Here is a 22,782-nt window from a genome sequence, read left to right on the forward strand (position 1 = left end):
CGCTCGTCCTCACGAGTCGCGGGAGACCACCATGCGGAGCACGAGGTCGGCGTAGAGCGTGCCGACCTCGTCGGGCGTCCGGCGCCCCTGTGTGTTGAACCAGCGCGCCACGTCGATGCAGAGCGAGAGCACGGCCAGGGTGGTGCCCGGCACGTCCGGGACGTCGAACTCCCCGTCGCGTACACCGTCCTGGAGGATCCGGCGGACGGTCGCGCCGCTGCGCCTGCGCAGTTCGACGATCTCGGTGCGGTGCTCGTCGGCGAGCGCGTCGAGTTCGTACTGGACCACACGCGCCGTGGTGTGGCGCGCCGCGTGCCAGCGGACGAAGGAGCGGACGGCGTCGGTGAGCCGCTCGGCGGCCGTGCCGTCGCGGTCGGCGGCGGCCTGAAGGATCTCCAGGGCCTTGTCGTGGCCGATCCGGCTGATCCGGTGGAGCAGCTCTTCCTTGGTCTTGTAGTGGATGTAGAGTGCCGCCGGGCTCATACCGGCCCGGCTCGCGATGTCGCGGGTGGTGGTCGCGTGGTACCCGCGTTCGGCGAACGCCTCCACGGCGGCGACGAGCAGCCTTCTGGCCGCCTCGGGGGTGACCTCACCCCACGGCACGCCCTCGCCGTCGGCCGTCCGTTCCGCCGTACGCATCGCTCTCGCCCCTTCCTGTCAGCAGAACGCACACCCTACCTCGAAGCTGAGCAAGCGCTTAGGCCTGTCGTGGAACTGCCGTCGCACCGCCGCCGGGCGGTGGGGCCGGGCCCGGCGCCGGGACCACGGCCATACGATGTGCGCCATGGCCCGACCCCGCAAGCCGCTCCTCAGCAGAGACCGCATCGTCGCGACCGCGGGCGCGCTCGTGGACGCCGAGGGGCTCGGCGCCGTCTCCACCCGCCGGCTGGCGGCGGAACTGGGGGTCAGCGGGCCCTCCCTCTACAACCACTTCCGCAACAAGGACGAGATCCTGGACGCCGTCGCGGACTCCGTCAGCGCGCAGGTCGATCTGTCGATGTTCGACGAGGACGACGTACGGGACTGGCGCACCGCGCTGCACGACTACGCCGTGTCCTACCGCGCCGCGCTCACCGCCCACCCGCACATCGTGCCCGTGCTCGCCCAGGGACCGGGCCGCCGCCCGGCAGGGCTCCGGGTGGCCGACGCGGTCTTCGGCGCGATGGTCAGGGCGGGGTGGCCGCCGGCCCAGGCGACCCATATCGGGGCGCTGATGCGGTACTTCATCACGGGCTCGGCGCTCGGTTCGTTCGCCCGCGGCTTCGTGGACGACGAGACGGCGTACGACCCCGCCGACTACCCGCACCTCGGCCAGGCCCATCTGCTGGCCGAGCGGCAGCAGCGGGTGGACGAGGGGGCCTTCGAGACGGGACTCAGGGCGCTGATCGACGGGCTCGGCGGTCAGTACGAGACAGTTCGGGCAGCTCCGAAGAGTTCTTGAGGCACCCTGGAGGCATGCCGCAGACCTCCACCTCGAAAGCGGCCGGCTCCACCGCGGAACCGGCCACCGCCGACCCCTTCGGACTGCCCTCCCCGTCGGCGTCGCCCGGCTCGCTCCTCGCCGGCTTCGCCGCGCTGCTCGCCGACGAGACGCGGGCCGTCTTCTGCCTCTCGCTGCTCGACGGGCGCGCCTGGACCGCCGGCGAGCTGGCCCGTGAGGCCGGTGTCGCCGCGTCCACCGCCAGCGAGCACATCGGGAAGCTGATCGCCGCGCGGCTGGTCACCGAGGAGCGGCAGGGCCGCCACCGGTACGTGCGGCTGGCCGACGCCACCACCGCCGAGCTGGTCGAGTCGCTGGCCGCGCACGTGATGCCGGGCCGGGACAGCCCGCACGTCGTGCGGGCGTCGAGGGCGAGCGGCGCCATGGCGCGCGGGCGCACCTGTTACGACCATTTCGCCGGCCGGCTCGGGGTGGTGATCACGGAGGCCATGGCGCGGCGCGGGCTGCTGCTGACGGAGGCGGGCTTCGCCCTCACCGAGCAGGGCACGGACTGGTTCCGCGAGCGGGGAATCGCACTGCAGAGCCCCGGGCGGCGTCCGGTGGTCAGCTCCTGTCTGGACTGGACGGAGCGCCGCCGCCATCTGGCGGGGGTGGCGGGTGCGGGGCTGTGCCGGCTCGCCCTGGAGTCGAGGTGGTGTGTGCGCATCGGTACGGAGCGGGCGGTGCGGGTGACACCGACCGGTGAGCACGCGTTCGCGGAGCTGCTGGGGATCGAGGCGGCGAGACTTCGGTAATACTTCGGTGACGGCCGAAGTATTAAGGGCTTAACATCACTCGCATGGCGAAATTCTCCCCGCGTGCCCAGGCACGCCCGGCCGCACCGACGGCCGCCCGAGGCACGTCCACCGCGCCCGACAGATCCGCCGACCGCGCGCAGCCGCTGGCCCTGGCCGCGGCCGGGGTCACCGTCATCCTCTGGGCGTCGGCCTTCGTGTCCATACGCAGCGCGGGCGAGGCGTACGCGCCGGGCGCGCTGGCGCTCGGCCGGCTGCTGACCGGATCGCTGGTCCTGGTCGCGATCCTGCTGATACGCCGCGAAGGGCTGCCGCCGCGCGCCGCCTGGCCGGGCATCGTGGTGTCGGGGCTGCTCTGGTTCGGCGGGTACTCGGTCGTCCTCAACTGGGGCGAGCAGCTGGTCGACGCGGGCACGGCGTCCCTCGTCGTCAACATCGCGCCGCTGCTGATGGCGCTGCTCGCGTTCCGGCTGCTGGGCGAGAGCCTGGCGCCCCGGCTGCTCACCGGTATGGCGGTGTCCTTCGCCGGCGCCGTGGTGGTGGGTCTGTCGATGGCCGACGACGGCAGCACCTCCGTACTCGGTGTGGTGCTCTGCCTGGTGGCGGCGGTGGCCTACGCGGGCGGTGTCGTCGCGCAGAAACCCACGCTGGCGTACGCGACCCCGTTGCAGGTGACGACGTACGGCGCCCTGATCGGGGCGGTCGGCTGCCTGCCGTTCGGCTGGCAGCTGGTGGAGGACGCCGCGCACGCCCCGCTGTCGGCGACGCTCAACATGGTCTATCTGGGCGTCTTCCCGACCGCGCTGGCGTTCACGACCTGGGCGTACGCCCTGGCCCGTACGACCGCGTCGCGGATGGGCGCCACGACGTACGCGGTGCCGGCGATCGTCGTCCTGATGGCCTGGCTGCTGCTGGACGAGATCCCCGGCGCGCTCACGCTCGCCGGTGGTGTGCTCTGCCTGGCGGGAGTCGCGGTGGCGCGCTCCCGCCCGCGCCGGGTGAAAGCTCAGGCGGCCCAGGGGACTTGAGCCGGGGCGCCGTCAGAAGACGACCAGTGCCCGGCCGCCGCGTCCGGCGATCATGCTGTCGAACGCGGCCGGGATCCCGTCCAGCGTGATGCGTGTCGTCACCAGCGAGCCGAGGTCGAGGCGCCCTGCCCGGACGTGTTCGGCGAGGACCGGCAGGTCGCGGACCGGATCGCAGTTGCCGTACACACACCCCGACAGTGTGCGGCCCCAGTGGAACAGCTCCAGCGCGTTGAACGTCACCTGCTGGTCCTTGCCGCCGATGCCGACGACCGTGGTCCGGCCGCCCCGGCGGGTCGACTCCCACGCCGTGCGGATGGTGGCGGCGCGGCCGACGCACTCGACGGCGACGTCGGCGCCCCGCCCGTCGGTGAGTCCGCGTACGTCCCTGGCCGTGGTGGCGGTGGAGACGAGATAGTCGGTGGCTCCGGCGGCCCGCGCCAACTCCTCCTTCTCCGGGGAGACATCGACGGCGACGATCGTCGACGCGCCGGCGATACGGGCGGACTGGAGCACCGCGAGGCCGACCCCGCCGACGCCGAAGACGACCACGCTCTCGCCCGCGCGCACCCGGGCGCAGTGGTGCACCGCGCCGTATCCGGTGAGAACGGCGCAGCCGAGCAGCGCGGCGTCGGTGAGCGGGATGCCGTCGGGAACGGGCAGGACGCAGTTCGCGGCGACGACCGTCTCCTCGGCGAACGCGGCGACGTTCAGTCCGGGATGGAGGTCCGTGCCGCCGGCCGTACGGGCGTGGATCCCGCCCGCGCCGGTCAGCGCCGAGGCGCAGAGCCAGACTTCGCCGAGCCGGCAGTGGTGACAACCGCCGCAGGACGGCGCCCAGTTGAGGACGACGCCGTCCCCGGGCGCGACATGGGTGACGCCCTCGCCGACGGACAGGACCGTGCCGGCGCCCTCGTGGCCGAGGACGGCGGGGACGGGCAGCCGCATGGTGCCGTCGGTGAGGGACAGGTCGGAGTGGCAGACCCCGGCGGCGGCGAGCCGGATCCGTACCCGTCCGGGGCCGGGCTCGGGCAGTTCGATGTCGGTGATCTCCAGCGGAGCTCCGACGGCGGGCAGTACGGCTGCGCGGACCACGATCGTTCTCTCTCCCGGCTCAGAACTGGAGGGACTTGGTCTGGAGGTACTCGGCGAGGCCGTGCGGGCCGAGTTCCCGGCCGATGCCCGACTGCTTGTAACCGCCGAACGGTGCCAGGGGGTTGAACCGACCGCCGTTGATGTCGACCTGGCCGGTGTCCATCCGCCGCGCGAAGGCGACGGCCTCCTCGTCGTCCCCCGCCCAGACCGCTCCGGCGAGGCCGTAGACGGTGCCGTTGGCGATCCGCAGGGCGTCGTCCTCGTCCTCGTACCGGAGGATCGACAGGACGGGTCCGAAGATCTCCTCCTGGGCGATGCTCATCTCCGGGGTGACGTCGGCGAAGACGGTCGGGGCGACGAAGTAGCCGGTCCCGTGCGGGGGTTCGGTGCCGCCCGCGACCAGCCGGGCGCCCTCTGCGACGCCCTTCTCGATGTAGCCGCGCACCCGCGCCCGCTGTCCCGCGTTGACGACGGGGCCGACGCGGCACAGTTCGTCGTGCGGGTCGCCCGCCCGGTACGAGGCGACGGCGGCCCCGGCCGCCTCCACGGCCTCGTCGTACCGGTCGGTGTGGACGAGCATCCGGGTCCACGCGCTGCACGTCTGGCCGGAGTTGGCCATCACGTTGGCGACGCCGGCCTTGACGGCCCTGGCGAGATCGGCGCTCGGCAGGATCACGTTCGCGGACTTCCCGCCCAGCTCCAGCGCGACGCGCTTGACGGCCGCCCCGGCCGTGGCGCCGATCAGCCGGCCGACGGCGGTGGAGCCGGTGAAGGAGACGAGGTCGACGTCCTCGTGCGCGGCGAGCGCCTGTCCGGCGACGGCGCCGATGCCGGTGACCACGTTGACGACGCCCGCGGGCAGTCCGGCCTCGTGGACGGCCTCGGCGAACAGCTGGGCGGTCAGCGGGGTGTCCTCGGCGGGCTTGACGACGATCGTGCAGCCGGCGGCGAGCGCGGGGGCGACCTTGGCGACGATCTGGTGCAGCGGGTAGTTCCAGGGGGTGATCGCGCCGACGACGCCCACCGGCTCCATCAGCACGGTCGAGTTGCCGATCCGCTCCTCGAAGGCGTAGGAGGCGGCGAGTTCGGCGTACGAGCCGGCGACGGCCACCGGCGCCGAGGCGTGCACGGCCCTCGACAGCCGTAGCGGCGAGCCGAGTTCGGCGGTGACGGTCTCGGCGATCTCGTCCTTGCGGGCGGCCATCGCGTCCCGCAGGGCCGCGATGCGCGCCGCGCGTTCGGCGGGCGGGGTGGCCGCCCAGCCCGGGAAGGCGGCCCGCGCGGCGCGCACGGCGGCGTCGATGTCCTCGGCGGTGCCGGCCGGAACCTCCGCGATGACCTGCTCGGTCGCCGGGTTGACGACGGCGATGGTGTCGGCGCCGGCGGCGGGGCGCCACTCACCGCCGATGTACATGCTGCTCTGTGCCTTCATCGCTGTTCCTCCCGGGGACTGCCGCGCACGGCCGGTTCGGCGTCGTCACCTCCAAACTAGCGGTGTTAGTTTTCTGGCGCCAGGGACCTCCGGGGTCCCGAATGTCACATCCGGGACGGCGTCAGGTGTCGAGGCCGGGCATGTCCGCCGGCGCGGGACAGATCCGCCGGCCGTAGTGGTCGAAGACGTACAGATGCGCCAGGTCGACCAGGAGCGGCACCTGCGCCCCCGTACGCAGCCGGGTGTCGGGGCCGGTCCGCACGACGAGGTCGCTCGCCGTGATCGCGGGGCGGTCCGGGGTGTACGCGGGGGGCCGCGCCTCCGGCTCGTCCAGCACGACGACGGGACCCGGGACATTCGCGGGGGCCCGGCCCGGGACATGGGCGGCGGCCCGCTCCCTCAGCCGCTCCAGGACTCCCGGCCCGGCACGGCCACGGCGGCGGCGGGCCGTCCTGAGGCGGGGCGATTCGAGGTCGGGCACCACAGCGGGCTGCGAGCCGGTGTTGAGGTGCACCAGCGCCTCGTGCCCCTGGTACTCCACGTGCTCGACGATGCCGCTCAGCGCCACCTCGCCGGGGCGCGCCTGGCTCGGCGGCGCGATGCGCGCCGCCTCGGACCGCAGCCCGACGATGATCTGGCGGCCCTGCTGGATCCGGAGCAACTGGTGGTCGGGGCTGAGCGGTTCGGGCAGCGGCAGGCGCTGCCGGCCCAGATCGATGGACATCCGGCCTTCGAGCGGCGCGTACACGACCGCCTGGAGCAGATTGATGCGCGGGGTTCCGATGAAGGCGGCGACGAAGACGTTGCGCGGCAGCGCGTACATGTCGCGCGGCGAACTGACCTGCTGGAGCACACCACCACGCATCACCGCGACCCGGTCTCCAAGTGACATCGCCTCGGCCTGATCGTGAGTCACGTAGATGGTCGTTACGCCCAACTCGGCGGTCAGCTGGGCTATTTCGGCCCGTACGTGGTTGCGCAGCTTGGAGTCGAGGTTGGACAGCGGCTCGTCCATGAGGAATGCCGACGGGCGCCGTGAGATCGCGCGGCCCATCGCGACGCGCTGACGCTCGCCGCCGGAGAGCTGACTGGGATAGCGGTCCAGCACGTGCTCGATGCCGAGCATCCGGGCGGTGGCCTCGATACGTTCAGAGCTGTCCTGCCGGGGGTTCTGCAGACTGAGGGGGAAACCGATGTTGTCGCGGTTGGTCATGTTCGGGTAGAGCGCGAAGTTCTGGAACACCATCGCCATGGCGCGATCGCGGGGCGGCACGAGGTTGGAGCGCTCGCCGTCGAGCATCAACTCGCCCTCGGTGATGTCCTCCAGACCGGCGATCATGCGCAGCACGGTGGACTTGCCGCAGCCCGACGGGCCGAGCAGCACCACGAACTCGCCGGGGGCGATGTCCAGAGAAAGACGGTCGACGGCGCGTGTGGACCGTCCGTACACCTTGCTGACACTGTGCAGAGAGATGGCGCGAGTCATGAGGATTCCGCCCGGAAGGTGAGGTTGAGCGTCTGCGACGCCTGAAGTTAGCCGACTACTCGGGGTCAGGGAATGACTTGCGGCGTCACAGGTGGCCCCTGGGGCGGTACGTGGTGGGTACACGGCGGGAGCGGTACGGCAGATGCAGGGGGCGGCGTCCGGACAACAGTCGTAGGGCGTTTCGTCCGGGGGCGGGCGGGGCGGGACGCGGCCCGGGCTCAGGACTCAGGACTCAGGACTCACGACTCAGCGGCGGTGACGGCCCTCGTCGGCGGGGACGGGCGGTTCCTGCGGGGGCCTCGCCTTCGGCCGAGCGGGAGTTGACGGCGGCGCGGACGGGGCCGCGTCGCGCGGAGTGCTCCGTACGCCGAGGCCGGCCGCGCCCAGCAGCAGCACACCGAGCATCATGAACGGCGCGCCCGTGCCCGCGACTCCGGCGACGAGCCCGGCGGACGCGGGGGCGGCGACCTGTCCGAGGCGGTTGCCGGTGAGTCTGAGCGCGAGGGCGGTCGAGCGGGCCTCGGCGGGCGCCGCCCGGACGACGGTCGTCATCGACAGCGGCTGGCCGGCGCCGAGACAGAAACCCAGCGCCACGAGCATCGGCGCCAGCCCCCACACCGGCACGGGCAGGGCGATTCCCGCGCACAGCAGCCCGCCGAGCAGACAGGACGCGGTGAGCAGGACCGTACGGCCCACCCGCTGGATCATCGGTGTGATCACCAGCCGGCAGGCGATCGCGGCGGCGGCCCGCAGACTCAGCAGTACACCGATCGTGGCCGGTGAGATGCCCCGGTCCTCGCCGATGACGGGGAGGTACGCGGTGAGGATGTCCGTCGCGGAGAGCACCGCCAGGCTGACGAGGATGCCGCTGGGGACACCGCGGCTGCGCAGGATGCGCCGCACCGGCACCTTGCCGGACTCGGCCCGCCGTGCCTTGCGGCTCCGCTCGGTCTTCCCCCGCGACGTGTCCGTCGTGCGCGCGGTGACCGGCGGCTCCAGCCGCCGCAGCCACAGGAGGGAGACGGCCGCGACCCCGGCGGAGACGACCAGGGCCAGCGCGCTCGTACGCCCCATCGCACCGTCCCGGCCGGAGACCAGCAGCCCGGCGGCGACCGGACCGACGAGTTGGCCGAGCGAGGCGCCGATGGCGAAGTGCCCGAAGTCGCGGTCCTGGTCGGCCGGTGCGCTGCGGCGGGCGACGATGGACTGTGCGCCGATGACGAAGCAGAGATGGCCGAGACCCATCACCGCGCTCCAGGCGGCGAGCGCGGCCAGCGAGCCCGCCGTACCGCCGAGGCCGCAGCCCACGCCGATGAGCGCGGCGCCGACGGCCAGGAGGGGGACGCAGCGCCCCCGGTCGGTCCTGCGTCCCAGGGGTACGGCGGCGAACAGCGGCAGCAGCGCGTACACACCCGCGATGACGCCGACAGCGCGCTCGTCGGCGCCGAGTGCGAGGGCCCGGTAGGAGACGGCCGGGCGCGCCATCGACACCGCCGCCTGGGAGAAGGCGAAGGCGATGACGAGACGCAGCAGCCAGCGCCGGTCCCCCGTCGGCATCAGATGGTGCCGAAGAGGATCGCGGCGGCGAGCACGACGAGCGAGGTGAGCACGGCCCACTTGACGGTGAACCTGGTGTGGTCGCCGAATTCGACCTTGGCCATGCCGACGAGTACGTAGACGGCGGGGACGAGCGGGCTCGACATGTGCAGCGGCTGGCCGACGATCGAGGCGCGGGCCACCTCCAGCGGGGAGACACCGTGCGCGGCGCCGGCCTCGGCGAGGACGGGCAGCACGCCGAAGTAGAAGCCGTCGTTCGACATGAAGTAGGTGAGGGGCAGGCTCAGGAGTCCGGTGACGAGTCCCATCTGCGGGCCCATGCCCTCGGGGACGGCGCCCACCAGCCAGTCAGCCATGTGTTCGACCATACCGGTGCCGGTCAGGACGCCGGTGAAGACGGCCGCCGCGAAGACCATGCCGGAGACGTTCAGCACGTTGTCGGCGTGGGCGGCGATCCGGGCGCGCTGGTCCTTCATGGAGGGGAAGTTGACGGTGAGGGCGAGTGCGGCGCCGAGCAGGAAGAGGACCGGGATGGGCATGAGCTGCATGATCATGGCGGTGAGCAGGGCGAGGGTGAGTCCCGCGTTGAACCAGTAGAGGCGGGGGCGCAGGGTCGACCGGTCGGGGTCGAGGCCCTTGAAGTCGTCGTGGTCCGCGGGCTCCTGGGTGTCGGGGCCCTTGTCGAGGGAAGGACCGGCACCGGCCGCGCCGCCGCCCGTCCGGGTCCGCCCGGCTCCCTCGCCGGCGCCGCCGGCCGTACCGTCTCCGGCCTCCACCAGCACCGTCTCGGTGACCGGCTCGGCGACCGGCTCCAGCACCTCGTCCAGCGTGAGCGTGCCGAGCCGCTTGCGCTCGCGGAGCCCGAGGACGTACGCGAGTACGAAGACGGCGAGCAGCCCGACGGCGAGCGCGGGGATCATCGGTACGAAGATGTCGGTGGCGTCCACCTTCAGCGCGGTGGCAGCCCGCGCCGTGGGCCCGCCCCAGGGAAGGGTGTTCATGACGCCGTTCGCGGTGGCGGCGACACCGGTCAGCACGACCAGGCTCATCTTCAGCCGCTTGTAGAGCGGATACATCGCCGAGACGGTGATCATGAAGGTGGTCGAGCCGTCGCCGTCCAGCGAGACGATCGCGGCGAGGAGGGCCGTACCGACCACGATGCGCATCGGGTCGGCCCGGCAGAAGCGCAGGATGCCCCGCACGATCGGGTCGAAGAGGCCGACATCGATCATCACGCCGAAGTAGACGATGGCGAACATCAGCATCGCCGCGGTCGGCGCCAGTTCGCCGACTCCCTCGATGACGTAGTCGCCCAGCTTCGCGCCCTGGCCGACCAGGACGCAGAAGAGCGCGGGGATCAGTACGAGCGCCGCGATCGGCGACATCTTCTTCGTCATGATCAGCACCAGGAAGGTGGCGATCATGACGAACCCGAGGATTGTCAGCATTTGAGGTACCTCACGTTCACCCTTGAACTTCCGCCCGGGTCGGCGGTGCGGATGACGCTAGGTGCCGTTTCCTCGCGTTAACAAGATGTTGACGCGCGAGCAATACGCGCAAAACCCCAGGTCACGCGGGGGTGCTGGTCGGCGCCGGTTGTGCGGGGGCCAGCTCGACGGGAAAGCCGTTGAGGACCGACGTCCCCGACAGCGGGTCGCGCCGGCTCCCGTCGAGCAGTTGGTTGACATTGACGCCCGGCCGCGCCCGGGCCACCGCCATCCGGGTGCCCGGCCGGTCGTGCCCCCAGCCGTGCGGCACGCTCACGACCCCCGTCCGGACCGTGTCGGTGATCTCCACCGGGAGCGTGATCTCGCCCGCCTCGGTGGTGACGCGCGCCGCCCCGCCGTCGGCGAGACCGAGCCGTTCGGCGTCCTCGGGGTGGACCTGGACCGTGCAGCGGTTCGAACCGCCGTTGAGCGTCGGCACGTTGTGCATCCAGCTGTTGTTGGAGCGCAGATGGCGGCGCCCGACGAGCACGAGCGACGCGGGCCGCTGCCCGAGCGCGTCGCGCAGGCGGGGCAGATCGGCGGCGATCGGCGCGGGGAACAGTTCGACGCGCCCGCTGCGGGTCCTGAGGAGCCCGGGGACGCGGGGCTTGAGCGGTCCGAGGTCGACACCGTGCGGCCGGTCGACGAGCCGGGCGAGGGTGAGCCCCGCCGGGTCGGCGCCGAATCCGTCGCCGTACGGGCCCAGGCGCAGCATCAGGTCGAGCCGCCGCTGGGGGCCGCCGGTGTGGGTGATCTCCGCGGCCAGTTCCTTCGCGTCGCGACCGTGCACGGGCGAGCGCGGGTCGGCGACGGCCTTCGTGAGTGTGCGCTCGATGACCTGGTCGTCCACGGCCGACGGGTCCGCCCCGTGCAGCCCGCCCACGGCCAGCACCAGGCGTGCCAGGATCTCGCACTCGTCCATCAGCCCGGCGGCCAGGGGGACGGCGGGCGGGCTGTAGCGGGCCTGGTTGCGTACGGCGAAGCCGTTGAAGGCGAAGTCGAAGTGGGCGCTCTGGGAGGGCGGCGGCGGGGGCAGTACGACATCGGCGTGGCGCGAGGTCTCGTTGAGGTACGGGTCGACGCTGACCATGAAGTCCAGGCCGTCCAGCGCCCGGTCGAGACGGCTGCCGTCGGGGGCGGAGAGCACGGGATTGGCCGCGAGGGCGATCACGGCGCGGATCCGCCCCACTCCCGGTGTCTCGATCTCCTCGGCCAGTACGGCGATGGGCAGTTCGCCCTTGGCCTCCGGGTGGCCGCCGACCCTGCTGGCCCAGCGGCCGAGCGCGAACCCCTTGCCGGGGCCCGCCGGGCGGGGTGCGCGGTCGGTGGCGGAGAGCGGGAAGAGGGCGCCGCCGGGCCGGTCGAGATTGCCGGTCAGGACGTTGAGGACGTCGATGAGCCAGCTGGCGAGCGTGCCGTACTCGACGGTGCAGCTTCCGATGCGCCCGTAGACGGCCGCGGTGGGCGCGGCGGCGAGTTCGCGGGCGAGGGTACGGATCTCCCCGGCGTCCAGGTCGCAGGCCGCCGCGACGGCTTCGGGTGTGAAGTCCGCTGTCGCCGCCCTCAGTTCGTCCAGCCCTTCGAGGTGGCCGGCGAGTGCGCCGGGGTCGGTGAGCCGTTCGTCGAACAGGACGTGGACGAGTGCGGCGAGCAGGAGGGCGTCGGTGCCCGGCCGGATGGCGAGGTGCCGGTCGGCGATCCGCGCGGTGCGGGTACGGCGCGGATCGACCACCGTGAGGGTGCCGCCGCGTCCGCGCAGGGCCTTGAGCTTGCCGGGAAAGTCGGGCGCGGTACAGAGGCTGCCGTTGGAGTCCAGCGGGTTGGCGCCCAGGAGCAGCAGGTGATCGGTGCGGTCCAGGTCGGGCACGGGGATCGCGAGGGCGTCGCCGAAGAGCAGACCGCTCGACACGTGTTTCGGCATCTGGTCGAGGGTGGAGGCGGTGAAGAGGTTACGGGTGCGCAGCACGCTCAGCAGGACGGGCGGGTAGAGGGCGCCGGCCATCGTGTGGACGTTGGGGTTGCCGAGGACGACGCCGACGGAGTTCGGTCCGTGCTCCTCGGCGAGCGCGGGCAGCCGGGCGGCGATGAGGTCGAAGGCCTCGTTCCAGCTCGCCTCGCGCAGCTCGCCGTCCACCCGGACCAGGGGTGTGCGCAGCCGGTCGGGGTCGGCGTCCAGCTCTCCGAACGACGCCCCTTTTGGACAGATGAAGCCCTTGCTGAACACGTCGTCGCGGTCGCCGCGCGCTCCGGTGACCCTGGTCCCCTCGATGGTGAGGGTCAGTCCGCAGGTGGCCTCGCAGAGGGGGCAGACACGCAGCGCGGTACGGGTGGGACGCGTGGGGCCGGTGGGCGGCATGGGTCCTCCAGGGGCGGGCGACGGCGCTGACGCGCGAGCCCTCCCGAGCATACCGACCGGTACGGATGAGGGAAGGGGCCCGCCGGACGGGCTTCTTGAGCCCGTCCGGCGATCAAGGGCGAAGCGAGTCCCGTCCGGCGACTGAGGACGAAGCGACTCCCGGCCGAATGCCCTCAGTCCAGCGTCCGTGCCAGATACGCGCGGACCAGTTCGCGCGTCTCCGCGATGACGTCCGGATCGCCCGACGCGTGCCCGCGGAAGGCGAGTTGGAACAGCGCGTCCGCCGCCTCGACGGCGACCAGCACCGTCCGGCGCAGCGCGGCGTCCGGCGCCCGGCGCAACTGGGCGGCGAGCAGGGTGGTGAGGCGGTCCGCGACGCGGTGGTTGGGGTCGGGGACCGGCTCGCCGGCGGGCGTGGGCGCCGGGGCCGGTCCGGGCGCGCCCGCCGGGATCCTGGTGCCGAAGTCGACCAGCCCGAAGCCGGGGACCGTGCGCTTCATCGCGAGGTACTCGTCCAGCACCGCGTCGATGGCGGACCGCCAGTCGGCGGCCGGTATCGCGGCGAGCCGCCGCTCGACCCGCTGGACGTAGCTGTCCAGATTGCGCCGGGCGAGCGCGTCGGCCATGTCGCGCTTGTTGCCGAAGAAGCGGTAGACCGAGCCGATGGGCACCCCCGCCCGGTCGGCGACCGCGCGGGTGGACAGTTCCTCGTAGCCGGTCTCGTCCAGCAGTTCGGCGCAGGCGTCGAGGATCCGGGCGAGCCGCGCCGCGCTGCGCCGCTGCACGGGGGCCCTGCGGAGACCGTCGTGGGTGTCGGCACCGACTCCGTGCACTTCGCTGGCCCACCCTTCCCGAGATGTCCGGCGGTCGCGGCCCTTCGAGTCTCCCTCGCGGAGGCCCGCAGTTCGAGACGGCGCGACCGTACTTCTGCTCGTACCGCCTCCGGCCGGTCCTCGCGGGAGTCTCTTTCCGCCAACGGGACCCGTTCCCGTTGACGCGCCGGGCACGGAATCCTACGGTTGAGCATAGGATTCAAGAACCGGGCAGGACAGCGAGACGGGGAGCGACGATGAGCGGCACCGAGCGGGCGCGGAAGACGGCCGATGGGCTGGAGTACGTCACCGGTTTCGGCAACGAGCACAGCTCGGAGGCCGTACGGGGCGCGCTGCCCGTGGGACGCAACTCACCGCAGAGAGCCCCGCTCGGCCTGTACGCGGAGCAGTTGAGCGGCAGCGCCTTCACCGAGCCCCGCGCCCACAACCGCCGCTCCTGGCTCTACCGGATCCGCCCGTCGGCGGCGCACCCGCCGTTCACCCGGACCGACAACGGCGCCCTGCGCGGCGCGCCGTTCACGGAGTCCGTGCCCGACCCCAACCGGCTGCGGTGGAACCCCCTGCCGGAGCCCGCGCCGGGCACGGACTTCCTGGCAGGTCTCTGGACACTCGGCGGCAACGGCGACGCCGCGCAGCGCACGGGAATGGCGGTGCATCTGTACCACACCAACTCCCCCATGACCGACCGGGTGTTCAGCGACTCCGACGGCGAGCTGCTGATCGTGCCCGAGCACGGCGGACTGCTGATCGTCACGGAGTTCGGTCCGCTCGCCGCCCGGCCCGGCCATGTCGCGCTGATCCCGCGCGGTGTGCGCTTCCGCGTCGAGCTGCTGGACGAGACGGCGCGCGGCTACGTCTGCGAGAACTACGGCCGCCCCTTCGTCCTCCCCGACCTCGGCCCGATCGGCGCCAACGGCCTGGCGAACGCACGGGACTTCCTGGCTCCCGTCGCCGCGTACGAGGACGTGGAGCGCCCGACGGAGGTGGTCAACAAGTTCTGCGGAAATCTGTGGACCGCGACGTACGACCACTCCCCGCTCGATGTCGTGGCCTGGCACGGCAACCATCTGCCGTACGTCTACGACCTGCGGCGTTTCAATGTCATCGGCACCATCAGCTACGACCACCCCGATCCGTCGATCTTCACGGTGCTCACCTCGCCGTCCGACACCCCCGGACTGGCGGGTGTCGACTTCGTGGTCTTCGCGCCGCGCTGGCTGGTCGGTGAGAACACCTTCCGGCCGCCGTACTTCCACCGCAATGTGATGAGCGAGTACATGGGCCTGATCGAGGGGGCGTACGACGCCAAGGCGGAAGGCTTCGTCCCCGGCGGCGGTTCGCTGCACAACATGATGTCGGCGCACGGGCCCGACCGGGAGACGTTCGAACGGGCGAGCGCCGCGGAGCTCAGGCCGCAGCGGATCGACGACGGACTGGCCTTCATGTTCGAGACGCGCTGGCCGGTGACCGCCACCGCGCAGGCGGCCACGGCCGGACACCTCCAGACGGGCTACGACGACGTGTGGCAGGGTCTGGAGCGCCACTTCACGCCCACGTCGGGGCCCGCGTCGGCGCCGACGCCGGGACCGGCCCCGGCGAAAAGATCCTGATCCGGTCCGACCCGCCCGATTCGGAGTCCGCCGTGACCGCATTCGCACCCGATTCGCTGGTCCTCAACCGCAAGCTGCCGCTCTGGTACCAGGTCTCGCAGTCGCTGCGGGCGTCCATACTCGGCCGGCGCCCGCACGACCCGCTGCGTCTTCCCACGGAGGAGCAGCTGGCCGGGCATTACGGCGTCAGTGTGCTGACGATGCGTCAGGCCCTCAAGGAGCTGGAGCAGGAGGGCCTGATCAGCAGGCACCGGCGGCGCGGCACCTTCATCGAACCGGGCGCGCGGCGCGGGGCGCCCCGCCGGCTGCTCGGCTCCATCGACGCGGTCGTGGCACAGCAGTCGGGCGAGCGGACGACGGTGACCGGCCACGGCCGGGCGCCGGTGCCCGGCGGGCTGGCCGAGTACTTCCCGGGCGTCGACGAGGTCACGCTCTACCGGCGGCTGCGCCGCGACGGCGAGAGCGGCGAGCCGACCAACTGGGCCGAGAACGCGCTGCGTACGGAGATCGCGGACCGGCTCGATCCCGCGGATCTGGAGCGCTGGCCGATGACCAAGGTGCTGCGTGACGTGCTGGGGGTGCGGATCAGCCGGATCACGGACACGGTCGAGGCCACGCTCGCCGACCCGGCCACGGCCGATCTGCTCCAGGTGCCGCTGCTCAGCCCGATCCTGCACTACACGGGGGTCACGTACGACGCGGACGGCCAGGTCGTGGACGTGGCAAGAATCCGCTACCGGGGCGACCGCTTCTCGTTCTCGGTCACCATGGAGACGGACTGACCCGGTCGGTACGCTCCTTTCGACGGCACGCGACGGACCGGGAGGGGTGTGCCCGTATGACGGCCCCGCTGCTGAGCGACCTCATGCCGTGGTCGGTGGCGCCGCTGCGGCTCGGCCGCGGCTGGATCCTCGCCCCCGACGCCGCCTCGCTCACCGCGCGCTGGGACACGCTGATACGGGCCACGGGCGCCGAGCGTACGGCGCTGTTCGGGCCGACCCGCTCCCGTACGCCGGGCAGCGCGGTCACCGCTCTGCCGGGACAGCTCACCGGCACGGGCAGGTTCGCACGGGAGTCCGGACGGTGTCCGGCGCCGCTGCGGGTGGGGCACGGTCCGTTCGACGAGCGCTATCTGATCCCCGACCACCGGCTGATCGACGCGGCCAGGCCGGAGCTGTGGCGGGTCGCCGACGAGCGTCAGCTCTTCGCCGTGGAGCAGGGGTTCGTGCCCGGCGCCGCCGGTCCCGCGCTGCTCGTGAGCGCCCTGCTGCCGGACGGCCGCTCCCCCGCCGGGCGCCCCGGCCGGATCCGGCCGCTGTACCGCAGGCCGGGCGGCGCCGAACCCAATCTGACGCCCGGACTCACGGAGTCACTGACCGCGCGCCTCGGACACGAGGTCACCGCGCGCCAGTTGCTCGACTGGGCGGTCGCGGCGGCCCGGCCCTCGCCTCGCGGCTGTGTGGTGCCGCTGACCGCCGATCCGGAGCTGTGGGCGACCGGGGTGGCACTCGGCGCCGGACTGGGCGAGGTCCAGCTGCGCGGCGCGCACGGCGGGGAGCGTCCCCGGCTGCCGGGCGGCCGGCGCCCGTACGTACGCGCCGCCGTCCCCGCCAGGCCCACGACGATCGCTTACGACTCCGAGGACGAGACGCTCCACATCGGTGACGGCCGGATCTCCCCCGTGCCGGTGGAGGCCTGGGACTTCCAGGTCGGTGGCGTCCGGATGATCGAGCTGTGGTTCGAGCGGCGCGCGGCGCGGGCGGAGCCGGGCACCCTGGAGGCGATCGGCCCGCGGGCCTGGCCGCAGGAGTGGACGTCGGAGCTGCTGGAGCTGATCACCGTGCTCGCGCTGCTCGCCGGACTGCGGCCCCGCCAGCGGGAGTTGGGCGCGGCACTGGACCACGGGCCGGTGATCGGCGCGGACGAGCTGCGCGGAGCCGGTGTGCTGCCGGTGCCCGACGCGGCCCGGCGCCCCGCGTCGGTGCTCGACCACCACGAGGAGGGCCCGGAGGGCCAGTTCGCCCTGATCTGAGTCGTACTGACGGGTCGTCGGGCCCGGTTGACCGTCAGCCGGAGCCGAACGAGTCGAGCACCCGGCTCGGCGCCCGGTCGAAGGCGGCCGCCATCTCGACCGGTCCCGAGACCTCGGCCGGCCAGGGCAGGAGGCGGCCTACGGCGACGGCGGCCGGCGGCCGGCGGCGTCATGACCGGCATGTTCCACTCGGCGCGGGACGCGCAGCGGGACGTGGTGGACCGCTTCCGCACCATGCCGATGAGCCGGGCCGCGGCCGATGTGCTCACCGGTGGATCGAGGGCGGCGTGCCGGGCGCGCCCGGGGCCTTCGGTCCGCCGCTGCTCTCGAACGCCCGCCTCCCCACGGAGGGTCTGCCGGGGCCGGCTGCGCGTGGTCTGCCGAGTGGGACCCGATCAGCGCGGTCGCGGCGGCCGTACGCGAGCTGTGCGGCACGTCGTCGCCGACCGCGGACGCGGCCCGGCCGCCGGCGAACGCGGTGGTGGGCGCGCTGCTGTGGGGGACTGGTGATCCTGGCGGTGTTCGTACCGCTGGCGGTGCGCGGGTACACGAGGAGCGACGGGCGGGCGCCCGTACCGTCGCGTCGTGCCACCGCCCCTTGTGCTGCCGCCGGTTCACCTTGCCGGGTGGTGGGACGGGCGGCACAGCCGAGGGGCGGTCCGGGCGCTCGGCGAGCACACCGACGCACCGCCGCGGGCCCTGGGAGTGAGGGGCGAGCGGAGCGCGGCGCTGCGTCGGGACGGTGTGATCGTCCGTGCGCTGTCCGGGGGTCGGCGACCGCCGACCGGATGGGTCAGCGGCGGCTGCCGAAGAGGGACCGTCGCAGCCGCCTGAGCGGTGCGAACAGGGAGACGCGCGCGCTCTTGCTCCTGCGGGTCCGCACCTCGTCCCGCGAGGTCAACTCCCGCATCAGGCTCGTCGCTTCGGCCGCCTCGCGCTGCGGGACGGCGGGGCCGCCGAGCACCGAGAGATGGCGGTCGAGCCGTGAACTGGTCGCGCTGCTCCCACATGTGATGGCAGGTACTCGCGCCCTGCTGTGCATTGTTATCTGATCCATGTCACTCCCCACCCGTACGAGGGCACCCGGCTCGGGCAGGTTAACCCTATCTCCCCCATGGGACACACGTGTATCCCGCCTCAAGGATTGACAGCACCCGTTCGGGGATGGCAGTGCGCCCGTTGAATCCATTGTATTCCAGGGCGAGTTGGACAACCGACCGCCGGACTGTTCGATGTGACCGAACGTCGATTCCGGTCCGCCGGCCCCAGGAGGACGGGCGGACCGGTACCGGCCCGGCGGTCAGTTCGTACGATCCGCGATTGGGTCAGACGGCCGAAGAGAAGGCCGGCAGATAACCACCCGACTGGCCCTGCGCGGTGGGGTGGTAGGACTCACCGAGGTTCGGCACGCTCACGCTGTGCAGCCAGGACGACGACGAGCAGATCTCGTGACCGGTGAAGGGACCGGTGACGTCCGCGTAGCTGTAGCCGTGGTCGGCGGCGCGCTTGGCCAGCAGCGAGTTGAGGTGGTCGGCGGCGCCGTTGATGGCGCTCCGCTCGGTCTCGGTCAGACCCACCACGCACGATCCGTTGAGCTGGTAGAAGCGCGGGTAGCCGATGACGACGACCTTCGCGGACGGCGCCCGGGCACTGATCGCGTTGTACACGGAGTCCAGCTGACCGGGCAGCGTCGTGTCGACGTAGCCCCGCGCCTGGTTCACCCGTGACACACAGTTGGCCTCGGACTGGAGGACACAGGTGAGCATGACGTCGGCGAAGCCGGCGTCGTTGCCGCCGACGGTGAGGCTGACGAGGTCGGTCCCGGAGTTGACGGGGCCGAGCTGACTGCCGGTCACGTCACCCGTACGAGCGCCCGAGCAAGCGGTGAAGGCGAACGACGAGGGTGAGTTGGCGTTGGCCCAGAGCTGCGGGTAGGCCACGCCGCTGCGCTTGCAGGAGCCGCTGTCGCCGTAGGAACCGGCTCCGAGACCGGACGAGTAGGAGTCGCCGAGGGCGACGTAGTCGAGCGCGGCGGACTCGTCGGCCTGGGCCGTGCTCGCACCGGTGAGCGTGAGCACGGCGCCGAGCAGGAGGGACGAAGAGAGCGCGGCGATTCTGGTCAGCTTCATGTGGGGGGGTCCTCCAGTAGGCGGGATCTCTGCCTCAACGTTCGTACCAGGCGCGGGACTTCGCAGGAAGTGTCCATGCCATGTAGATCCGGTGAAACTTGCAGATGGACGCGCGTATACCGCTCGAACTGGCCGGAACGGGCGCGCGCCCGGTAACGGATCGAGCAAATCCGAACAGGGAGGTTCCGGAAACCACCGGTCGAAGTACGGCCAAATAGCAAATAGGCGCGGTCATGTCGCAGCCCTTGCCATACAGTCGTAAGTATCAATACCTTCTGACATTCACCCGCAACGGTCCGTCAGCAGAGCGACTTCAGGGGAGGGCTCGGACGTCGCGACGGCTCCCGGCACGGGAGCGCGGTAGGGGGTGCCGCGCGACGCACGACCTGTCTCCACTCACCTGACAGGCCGGAGATCAAGGCTGTCATGTACAGGGTGAGAACCCCCTTTTCGAACCGGCACATCATTCCGGGCCGCCCGGGGGCGGGCGGTCCACCGGTGGAGAGGGAACAGATCCGTGAGCTCATTCCTGCGCCCGGCGGTCCCGGGCGAAGACCCGTTGGGCATGCCGTTTTCCGGCTCCGTGTCCGGCGGCGAACCGCTCGGCGACGAACTGGACGAACTCGACGAGCTGCCCGACCACGACCTGCTCGGCCACGCTCCACTCGACCGCTCCTTCGGCCGCTACCGGCCGGTCTCCTCGTATCTCGCGATCGCCCCGCCGGTGAGCGTGGTGATCCCCGCGATGAACGAGGCGGAGAATCTGCCGTACGTCTTCAAGACCCTGCCCGACTGGATCCACGAAGTCGTCCTCGTGGACGGCAACTCCACCGACGCCACGGTCCGTGTCGCACGGGAGCTGCGGCCGGACGTCAAGGTCGTCAGGCAGCGCGGCAGGGGCAAGGGCGACGCCCTGATCAGCGGATTCGCCGCCTGCACGGGCGACATCATCGTGATGGTCGACGCCGACGGGTCGGCCGACGGTCACGAGATCGTCAGCTATGTGTCGGCCCTCGTCTCGGGCGCCGACTTCGCCAAGGGGTCGCGGTTCGCCAACGGCGGCGGCACGGACGACATGACCCTGATCCGCAAGCTCGGCAACCATGTGCTCTGCTCGGTCGTGAACGCCAAGTTCGGCGCCCGCTACACCGACCTCTGCTACGGCTACAACGCCTTCTGGCGGCACTGCCTGGACCGGATCACGCTCGACTGCACCGGGTTCGAGGTCGAGACCCTGATGAACATCCGGGTCGTCAAGGCCGGTCTGAAGGTGCAGGAGATCCCGAGCCACGAGTACGACCGGATCCACGGCGTGAGCAATCTCCGGGCCGTCCGGGACGGGCTGCGGGTCCTGAGGGTCATCCTCAAGGAGAAGGGCGTCCCGCGAGCGGCCCGGCGCCGGCCTCGCGGGGTGAGACCGGCGCTGCCGCTGCCGCTCGCCGTCCGGGCGGGCCTGCCGGGGGCCGTCGTCGGACAGGGAGCCGGGCAGGAGGAGATCTCGTGATCGACCGTCATCTCCACCGCTCGTTCTCCGTGGTCATCTGCGTGTACACGCAGGAGCGCTGGGAGGACATCCTCGCCGCCGTCGACTCCGTACGGAGGCAGTCGATGCCACCCGCGGAGACGCTGCTCGTGGTCGACCACAACGAGGCGCTGCGGACGCGGCTGCGCGCTCGGTACCGCTCGGTGTCACCGGCGGAGGGCGGGGAGGTGCGGGTGCTCGCCAACGCGGGCCCCCGGGGCCTGTCCGCCGGCCGCAACACCGGAATCGCCGCCGCCCGCGGGGAGTTCGTGGCCTTCCTGGACGACGACGCCGTCGCCGAGCGCGACTGGCTGCGGTACCTCGCGGCGGGGTACGGCGATCCGCGGGTGATGGCCGTCGGCGGCCGGACGCTGCCCGCCTGGCCCTCGGGGGGCCGGCCGGTCTGGTTCCCCGAGGAGTTCGACTGGATCGTCGGCTGTACGTACCGGGGGCTGCCGCCGGGCAAGGTACGGGTCCGCAACGTCCTGGGCGGCAACGCCTCGTTCCGCCGTTCCGCGTTCGACTCCGCCGGGGGCTTCGCCACCGGCATCGGGCGGGACGGCGACAGGCGTCCGCTGGGCTGCGAGGAGACGGAGCTGTGCATCAGGCTCACCGGGGCGCTGCCGCACGCCGTGCTGCTGATCGACGACCGCGCGGTGATCCGCCACAAGGTCCCCCCGGCGCGTACGCGGTTCGGGTACTTCCGCGAACGGGCCTACGCCGAGGGTCTCTCCAAGGCCCTGGTCGCCCGAAGTGTCGGCGCGGGCAAGGGACTTGAGTCCGAGCGGCGCTATGCCACGCGGATCCTGCCGACGGGGGTGGCGCGCGGGCTGCGCGACGCGGTGCGCGGGCCCGGCCGTGGACGCGGCGGTGCGGGGCGGGCCGGGGCGATCGTGGCCGGGGTGCTGACGACGGCGACCGGATATCTCGTGGGTACCGCCCGCGCTCGCCGGGGCCCCGTCACGTTCTCGTCCGGGCCGATCACCCCGGCGGCGGAGCCTGCCGGGGCGCCGGCCGTCACGGCGACACCCGTCACGGCGCCGGCCCGCGAGGGTCCGCGAGGAGCCGCCGTATGAGCAGGGGTACGGGCGACGGCGCGACGCCTCGGACCGGACCGGGGCCGGAGGGGCCGGTACCGATCCTGATGTACCACGCGCTCGCGCACTGGCCGGCCCCGTCGGTGCGCGCCCTGTCCGTGTCGCCGGAGGCGTTCGCCGAGCAGATGGCGCTCCTCGGCGACCGGGGTTTCACCCCACTGACGACGGCGGCGCTGGCCGCCGTCTGGCGGGGGCGGGGGCGGGGGCGGCTGCCGGACCGGCCGGTGCTGATCACGTTCGACGACGGGTACGAGGGCGTGCACCGCCACGCCCTGCCCGTGCTGGCCCGACACGGCTTCGCGGCCACCCTGTTCGTCTCCACGGGGTGGCTGCGCGGCCCGTACGACGGGGGCGGCGCCCCCGACACGATGCTCGACTGGGACCAGGTGCGCCAACTGGCCGCCGCCGGCGTGGAGATCGGCGGCCACAGTCACACCCATCCGCAGCTGGACCAGCTCGACGACCGGCGGCTGGGACACGAGGCGGCGCGCTGCCGGGAGATCGTCGCCGCCGAACTGGGCGCCGCGCCGGTCTCGTTCGCGTACCCGTACGGCTACTCCACCCGCCGCGTACGGCGCGCGGTCCGGGCCGCCGGGTTCGAGCAGGCGCTGGCCGTGGGCAACGCGCTCGCTCGCCGGGGCCAGGGCCCGTACGCACTGGAACGGGTCACCGTGCGGCGCTCCACGGAGATCGGGGAGTTCGCGCGGCTGGTCGACGGCCGGTCCGTCGGCCGTCTCTTCGCCGGCGACCGCGCGCTGACGAAGGCGTACGCGGTGGTCCGGGGGGCCCGGCGGGCGGGGCTCGTCCCCGGAGCACGCGGCCCGTCCGGCAACTGAGAACGGCCCCGCCACGGCGCCGGGCCCAGGTCCTGTCCGGCGGATCTTCG

The 22,782-nt window shown here is 72.5% G+C and carries 19 protein-coding genes and 2 pseudogenes; 11 read left to right on the forward strand and 10 right to left on the reverse strand.

Features of this window, described 5'->3' with window-relative positions; genetic code table 11:
• Positions 1–9: 9 nt before the first annotated feature.
• A complete protein-coding gene (locus tag SSPS47_RS05880; protein WP_164249265.1) occupies positions 10–639 on the reverse strand; it encodes a TetR/AcrR family transcriptional regulator in 630 nt (209 codons plus the stop codon).
• A gap of 145 nt (positions 640–784) precedes the next feature.
• Here SSPS47_RS05880 and SSPS47_RS05885 point away from each other — a divergent pair, with 145 nt between their 5' ends.
• From SSPS47_RS05885 to SSPS47_RS05895, 3 genes are read left to right on the forward strand one after another with little or no spacing between them, the layout of a single operon-like run.
• The gene (locus tag SSPS47_RS05885) at positions 785–1,441 is read left to right on the forward strand and encodes a TetR/AcrR family transcriptional regulator (protein WP_164249267.1); all 657 of its coding nucleotides are present in this window, start codon (positions 785–787) and stop codon (positions 1,439–1,441) included.
• Between the two features lie 14 nt (positions 1,442–1,455).
• Positions 1,456–2,235, forward strand: a complete 780-nt coding sequence (locus SSPS47_RS05890; protein WP_164249269.1) for a helix-turn-helix domain-containing protein — start codon at positions 1,456–1,458, stop codon at positions 2,233–2,235.
• A gap of 44 nt (positions 2,236–2,279) precedes the next feature.
• Positions 2,280–3,263, forward strand: a complete 984-nt coding sequence (locus tag SSPS47_RS05895) for a DMT family transporter (RefSeq protein WP_164249271.1) — start codon at positions 2,280–2,282, stop codon at positions 3,261–3,263.
• A 12-nt stretch (positions 3,264–3,275) separates the two neighbouring features.
• Here SSPS47_RS05895 and SSPS47_RS05900 read toward each other — a convergent pair whose 3' ends face one another.
• The 7 genes from SSPS47_RS05900 to SSPS47_RS05930 all read right to left on the reverse strand — a co-directional run bounded on the left by SSPS47_RS05900 (position 3,276) and on the right by SSPS47_RS05930 (position 13,506).
• Positions 3,276–4,355 (reverse strand): Zn-dependent alcohol dehydrogenase, encoded by a 1,080-nt coding sequence (locus tag SSPS47_RS05900; protein WP_164249273.1) that lies wholly within the window; start codon positions 4,353–4,355, stop codon positions 3,276–3,278.
• Positions 4,356–4,374: 19 nt separating this feature from the next.
• Positions 4,375–5,787, reverse strand: coding sequence for an aldehyde dehydrogenase family protein (locus SSPS47_RS05905; RefSeq protein ID WP_164249275.1), 1,413 nt, complete (start codon positions 5,785–5,787; stop codon positions 4,375–4,377).
• Between the two features lie 121 nt (positions 5,788–5,908).
• On the reverse strand, positions 5,909–7,273 hold the full coding sequence (locus SSPS47_RS05910) for an ABC transporter ATP-binding protein (protein WP_164249277.1): 1,365 nt from the start codon (positions 7,271–7,273) through the stop codon (positions 5,909–5,911).
• Between the two features lie 246 nt (positions 7,274–7,519).
• Entirely contained in the window at positions 7,520–8,830 is a 1,311-nt protein-coding gene (locus tag SSPS47_RS05915) for an MFS transporter (RefSeq protein ID WP_164249279.1), read from the reverse strand.
• Entirely contained in the window at positions 8,830–10,278 is a 1,449-nt protein-coding gene (locus SSPS47_RS05920; RefSeq protein WP_164249280.1) for a citrate:proton symporter, read from the reverse strand. Before SSPS47_RS05920 ends, SSPS47_RS05915 begins: the two co-directional genes overlap by 1 nt.
• Before the next feature lie 121 nt (positions 10,279–10,399).
• Positions 10,400–12,673: a molybdopterin oxidoreductase family protein gene (locus tag SSPS47_RS05925; protein ID WP_164249282.1), complete on the reverse strand. Its 2,274-nt coding sequence runs from the start codon at positions 12,671–12,673 to the stop codon at positions 10,400–10,402.
• A gap of 173 nt (positions 12,674–12,846) precedes the next feature.
• On the reverse strand, positions 12,847–13,506 hold the full coding sequence (locus SSPS47_RS05930; RefSeq protein WP_164249284.1) for a TetR/AcrR family transcriptional regulator: 660 nt from the start codon (positions 13,504–13,506) through the stop codon (positions 12,847–12,849).
• A gap of 236 nt (positions 13,507–13,742) precedes the next feature.
• Here SSPS47_RS05930 and hmgA point away from each other — a divergent pair, with 236 nt between their 5' ends.
• The 5 genes and pseudogenes from hmgA to SSPS47_RS35210 all read left to right on the forward strand — a co-directional run.
• Entirely contained in the window at positions 13,743–15,116 is a 1,374-nt protein-coding gene (gene hmgA, locus SSPS47_RS05935) for a homogentisate 1,2-dioxygenase (RefSeq protein ID WP_164249286.1), read from the forward strand.
• Positions 15,117–15,148: 32 nt separating this feature from the next.
• Positions 15,149–15,898, forward strand: coding sequence for a GntR family transcriptional regulator (locus tag SSPS47_RS05940; RefSeq protein WP_147877431.1), 750 nt, complete (start codon positions 15,149–15,151; stop codon positions 15,896–15,898).
• Between the two features lie 56 nt (positions 15,899–15,954).
• Complete coding sequence (locus tag SSPS47_RS05945) at positions 15,955–17,148, forward strand: type ISP restriction/modification enzyme (protein WP_164249288.1); 1,194 nt, start codon at positions 15,955–15,957, stop codon at positions 17,146–17,148.
• Between the two features lie 156 nt (positions 17,149–17,304).
• Positions 17,305–17,403 (forward strand): annotated as a pseudogene (locus tag SSPS47_RS35205) (ABC transporter permease); the annotation flags it as partial.
• Between the two features lie 345 nt (positions 17,404–17,748).
• Positions 17,749–17,898: pseudogene (locus SSPS47_RS35210) on the forward strand (CoA transferase); the annotation flags it as partial.
• Between the two features lie 43 nt (positions 17,899–17,941).
• Here SSPS47_RS35210 and SSPS47_RS05950 read toward each other — a convergent pair.
• Positions 17,942–18,205: a hypothetical protein gene (locus SSPS47_RS05950; protein ID WP_187280303.1), complete on the reverse strand. Its 264-nt coding sequence runs from the start codon at positions 18,203–18,205 to the stop codon at positions 17,942–17,944.
• A 268-nt stretch (positions 18,206–18,473) separates the two neighbouring features.
• Positions 18,474–19,277, reverse strand: a complete 804-nt coding sequence (locus SSPS47_RS05955; protein ID WP_164249290.1) for an SGNH/GDSL hydrolase family protein — start codon at positions 19,275–19,277, stop codon at positions 18,474–18,476.
• A 517-nt stretch (positions 19,278–19,794) separates the two neighbouring features.
• Between SSPS47_RS05955 and SSPS47_RS05960 the strand changes: the two genes are divergently transcribed.
• The 3 genes from SSPS47_RS05960 to SSPS47_RS05970 are packed head-to-tail and all read left to right on the forward strand — an operon-like array spanning position 19,795 to position 22,732.
• The gene (locus SSPS47_RS05960) at positions 19,795–20,781 is read left to right on the forward strand and encodes a glycosyltransferase family 2 protein (RefSeq protein ID WP_239064785.1); all 987 of its coding nucleotides are present in this window, start codon (positions 19,795–19,797) and stop codon (positions 20,779–20,781) included.
• Positions 20,778–21,875, forward strand: coding sequence for a glycosyltransferase family 2 protein (locus SSPS47_RS05965; protein ID WP_239064786.1), 1,098 nt, complete (start codon positions 20,778–20,780; stop codon positions 21,873–21,875). The genes SSPS47_RS05960 and SSPS47_RS05965 overlap by 4 nt, the downstream gene beginning before the upstream one ends.
• Positions 21,872–22,732, forward strand: a complete 861-nt coding sequence (locus SSPS47_RS05970; protein WP_164249291.1) for a polysaccharide deacetylase family protein — start codon at positions 21,872–21,874, stop codon at positions 22,730–22,732. Before SSPS47_RS05965 ends, SSPS47_RS05970 begins: the two co-directional genes overlap by 4 nt.
• The last annotated feature ends 50 nt before the right edge of the window (positions 22,733–22,782 follow it).

Source organism: Streptomyces sp. S4.7 (assembly GCF_010384365.1).
GTDB lineage: Bacteria > Actinomycetota > Actinomycetes > Streptomycetales > Streptomycetaceae > Streptomyces.

What these genes read in the sequence shown, in the direction of transcription:
- SSPS47_RS05880 (WP_164249265.1), bottom strand. Translation starts at nt 639, where the DNA reads ATGCGTACGGCGGAACGGACGGCCGACGGCGAGGGCGTGCCGTGGGGT.
- hmgA (WP_164249286.1), top strand. Translation starts at nt 13,743, where the DNA reads ATGAGCGGCACCGAGCGGGCGCGGAAGACGGCCGATGGGCTGGAGTAC.
- SSPS47_RS05970 (WP_164249291.1), top strand. Translation starts at nt 21,872, where the DNA reads ATGAGCAGGGGTACGGGCGACGGCGCGACGCCTCGGACCGGACCGGGG.
- SSPS47_RS05925 (WP_164249282.1), bottom strand. Translation starts at nt 12,673, where the DNA reads ATGCCGCCCACCGGCCCCACGCGTCCCACCCGTACCGCGCTGCGTGTC.
- SSPS47_RS05945 (WP_164249288.1), top strand. Translation starts at nt 15,955, where the DNA reads ATGACGGCCCCGCTGCTGAGCGACCTCATGCCGTGGTCGGTGGCGCCG.
- SSPS47_RS05920 (WP_164249280.1), bottom strand. Translation starts at nt 10,278, where the DNA reads ATGCTGACAATCCTCGGGTTCGTCATGATCGCCACCTTCCTGGTGCTG.
- SSPS47_RS05915 (WP_164249279.1), bottom strand. Translation starts at nt 8,830, where the DNA reads ATGCCGACGGGGGACCGGCGCTGGCTGCTGCGTCTCGTCATCGCCTTC.
- SSPS47_RS05890 (WP_164249269.1), top strand. Translation starts at nt 1,456, where the DNA reads ATGCCGCAGACCTCCACCTCGAAAGCGGCCGGCTCCACCGCGGAACCG.
- SSPS47_RS05955 (WP_164249290.1), bottom strand. Translation starts at nt 19,277, where the DNA reads ATGAAGCTGACCAGAATCGCCGCGCTCTCTTCGTCCCTCCTGCTCGGC.
- SSPS47_RS05905 (WP_164249275.1), bottom strand. Translation starts at nt 5,787, where the DNA reads ATGAAGGCACAGAGCAGCATGTACATCGGCGGTGAGTGGCGCCCCGCC.
- SSPS47_RS05885 (WP_164249267.1), top strand. Translation starts at nt 785, where the DNA reads ATGGCCCGACCCCGCAAGCCGCTCCTCAGCAGAGACCGCATCGTCGCG.
- SSPS47_RS05895 (WP_164249271.1), top strand. Translation starts at nt 2,280, where the DNA reads ATGGCGAAATTCTCCCCGCGTGCCCAGGCACGCCCGGCCGCACCGACG.
- SSPS47_RS05950 (WP_187280303.1), bottom strand. Translation starts at nt 18,205, where the DNA reads ATGGATCAGATAACAATGCACAGCAGGGCGCGAGTACCTGCCATCACA.
- SSPS47_RS05910 (WP_164249277.1), bottom strand. Translation starts at nt 7,273, where the DNA reads ATGACTCGCGCCATCTCTCTGCACAGTGTCAGCAAGGTGTACGGACGG.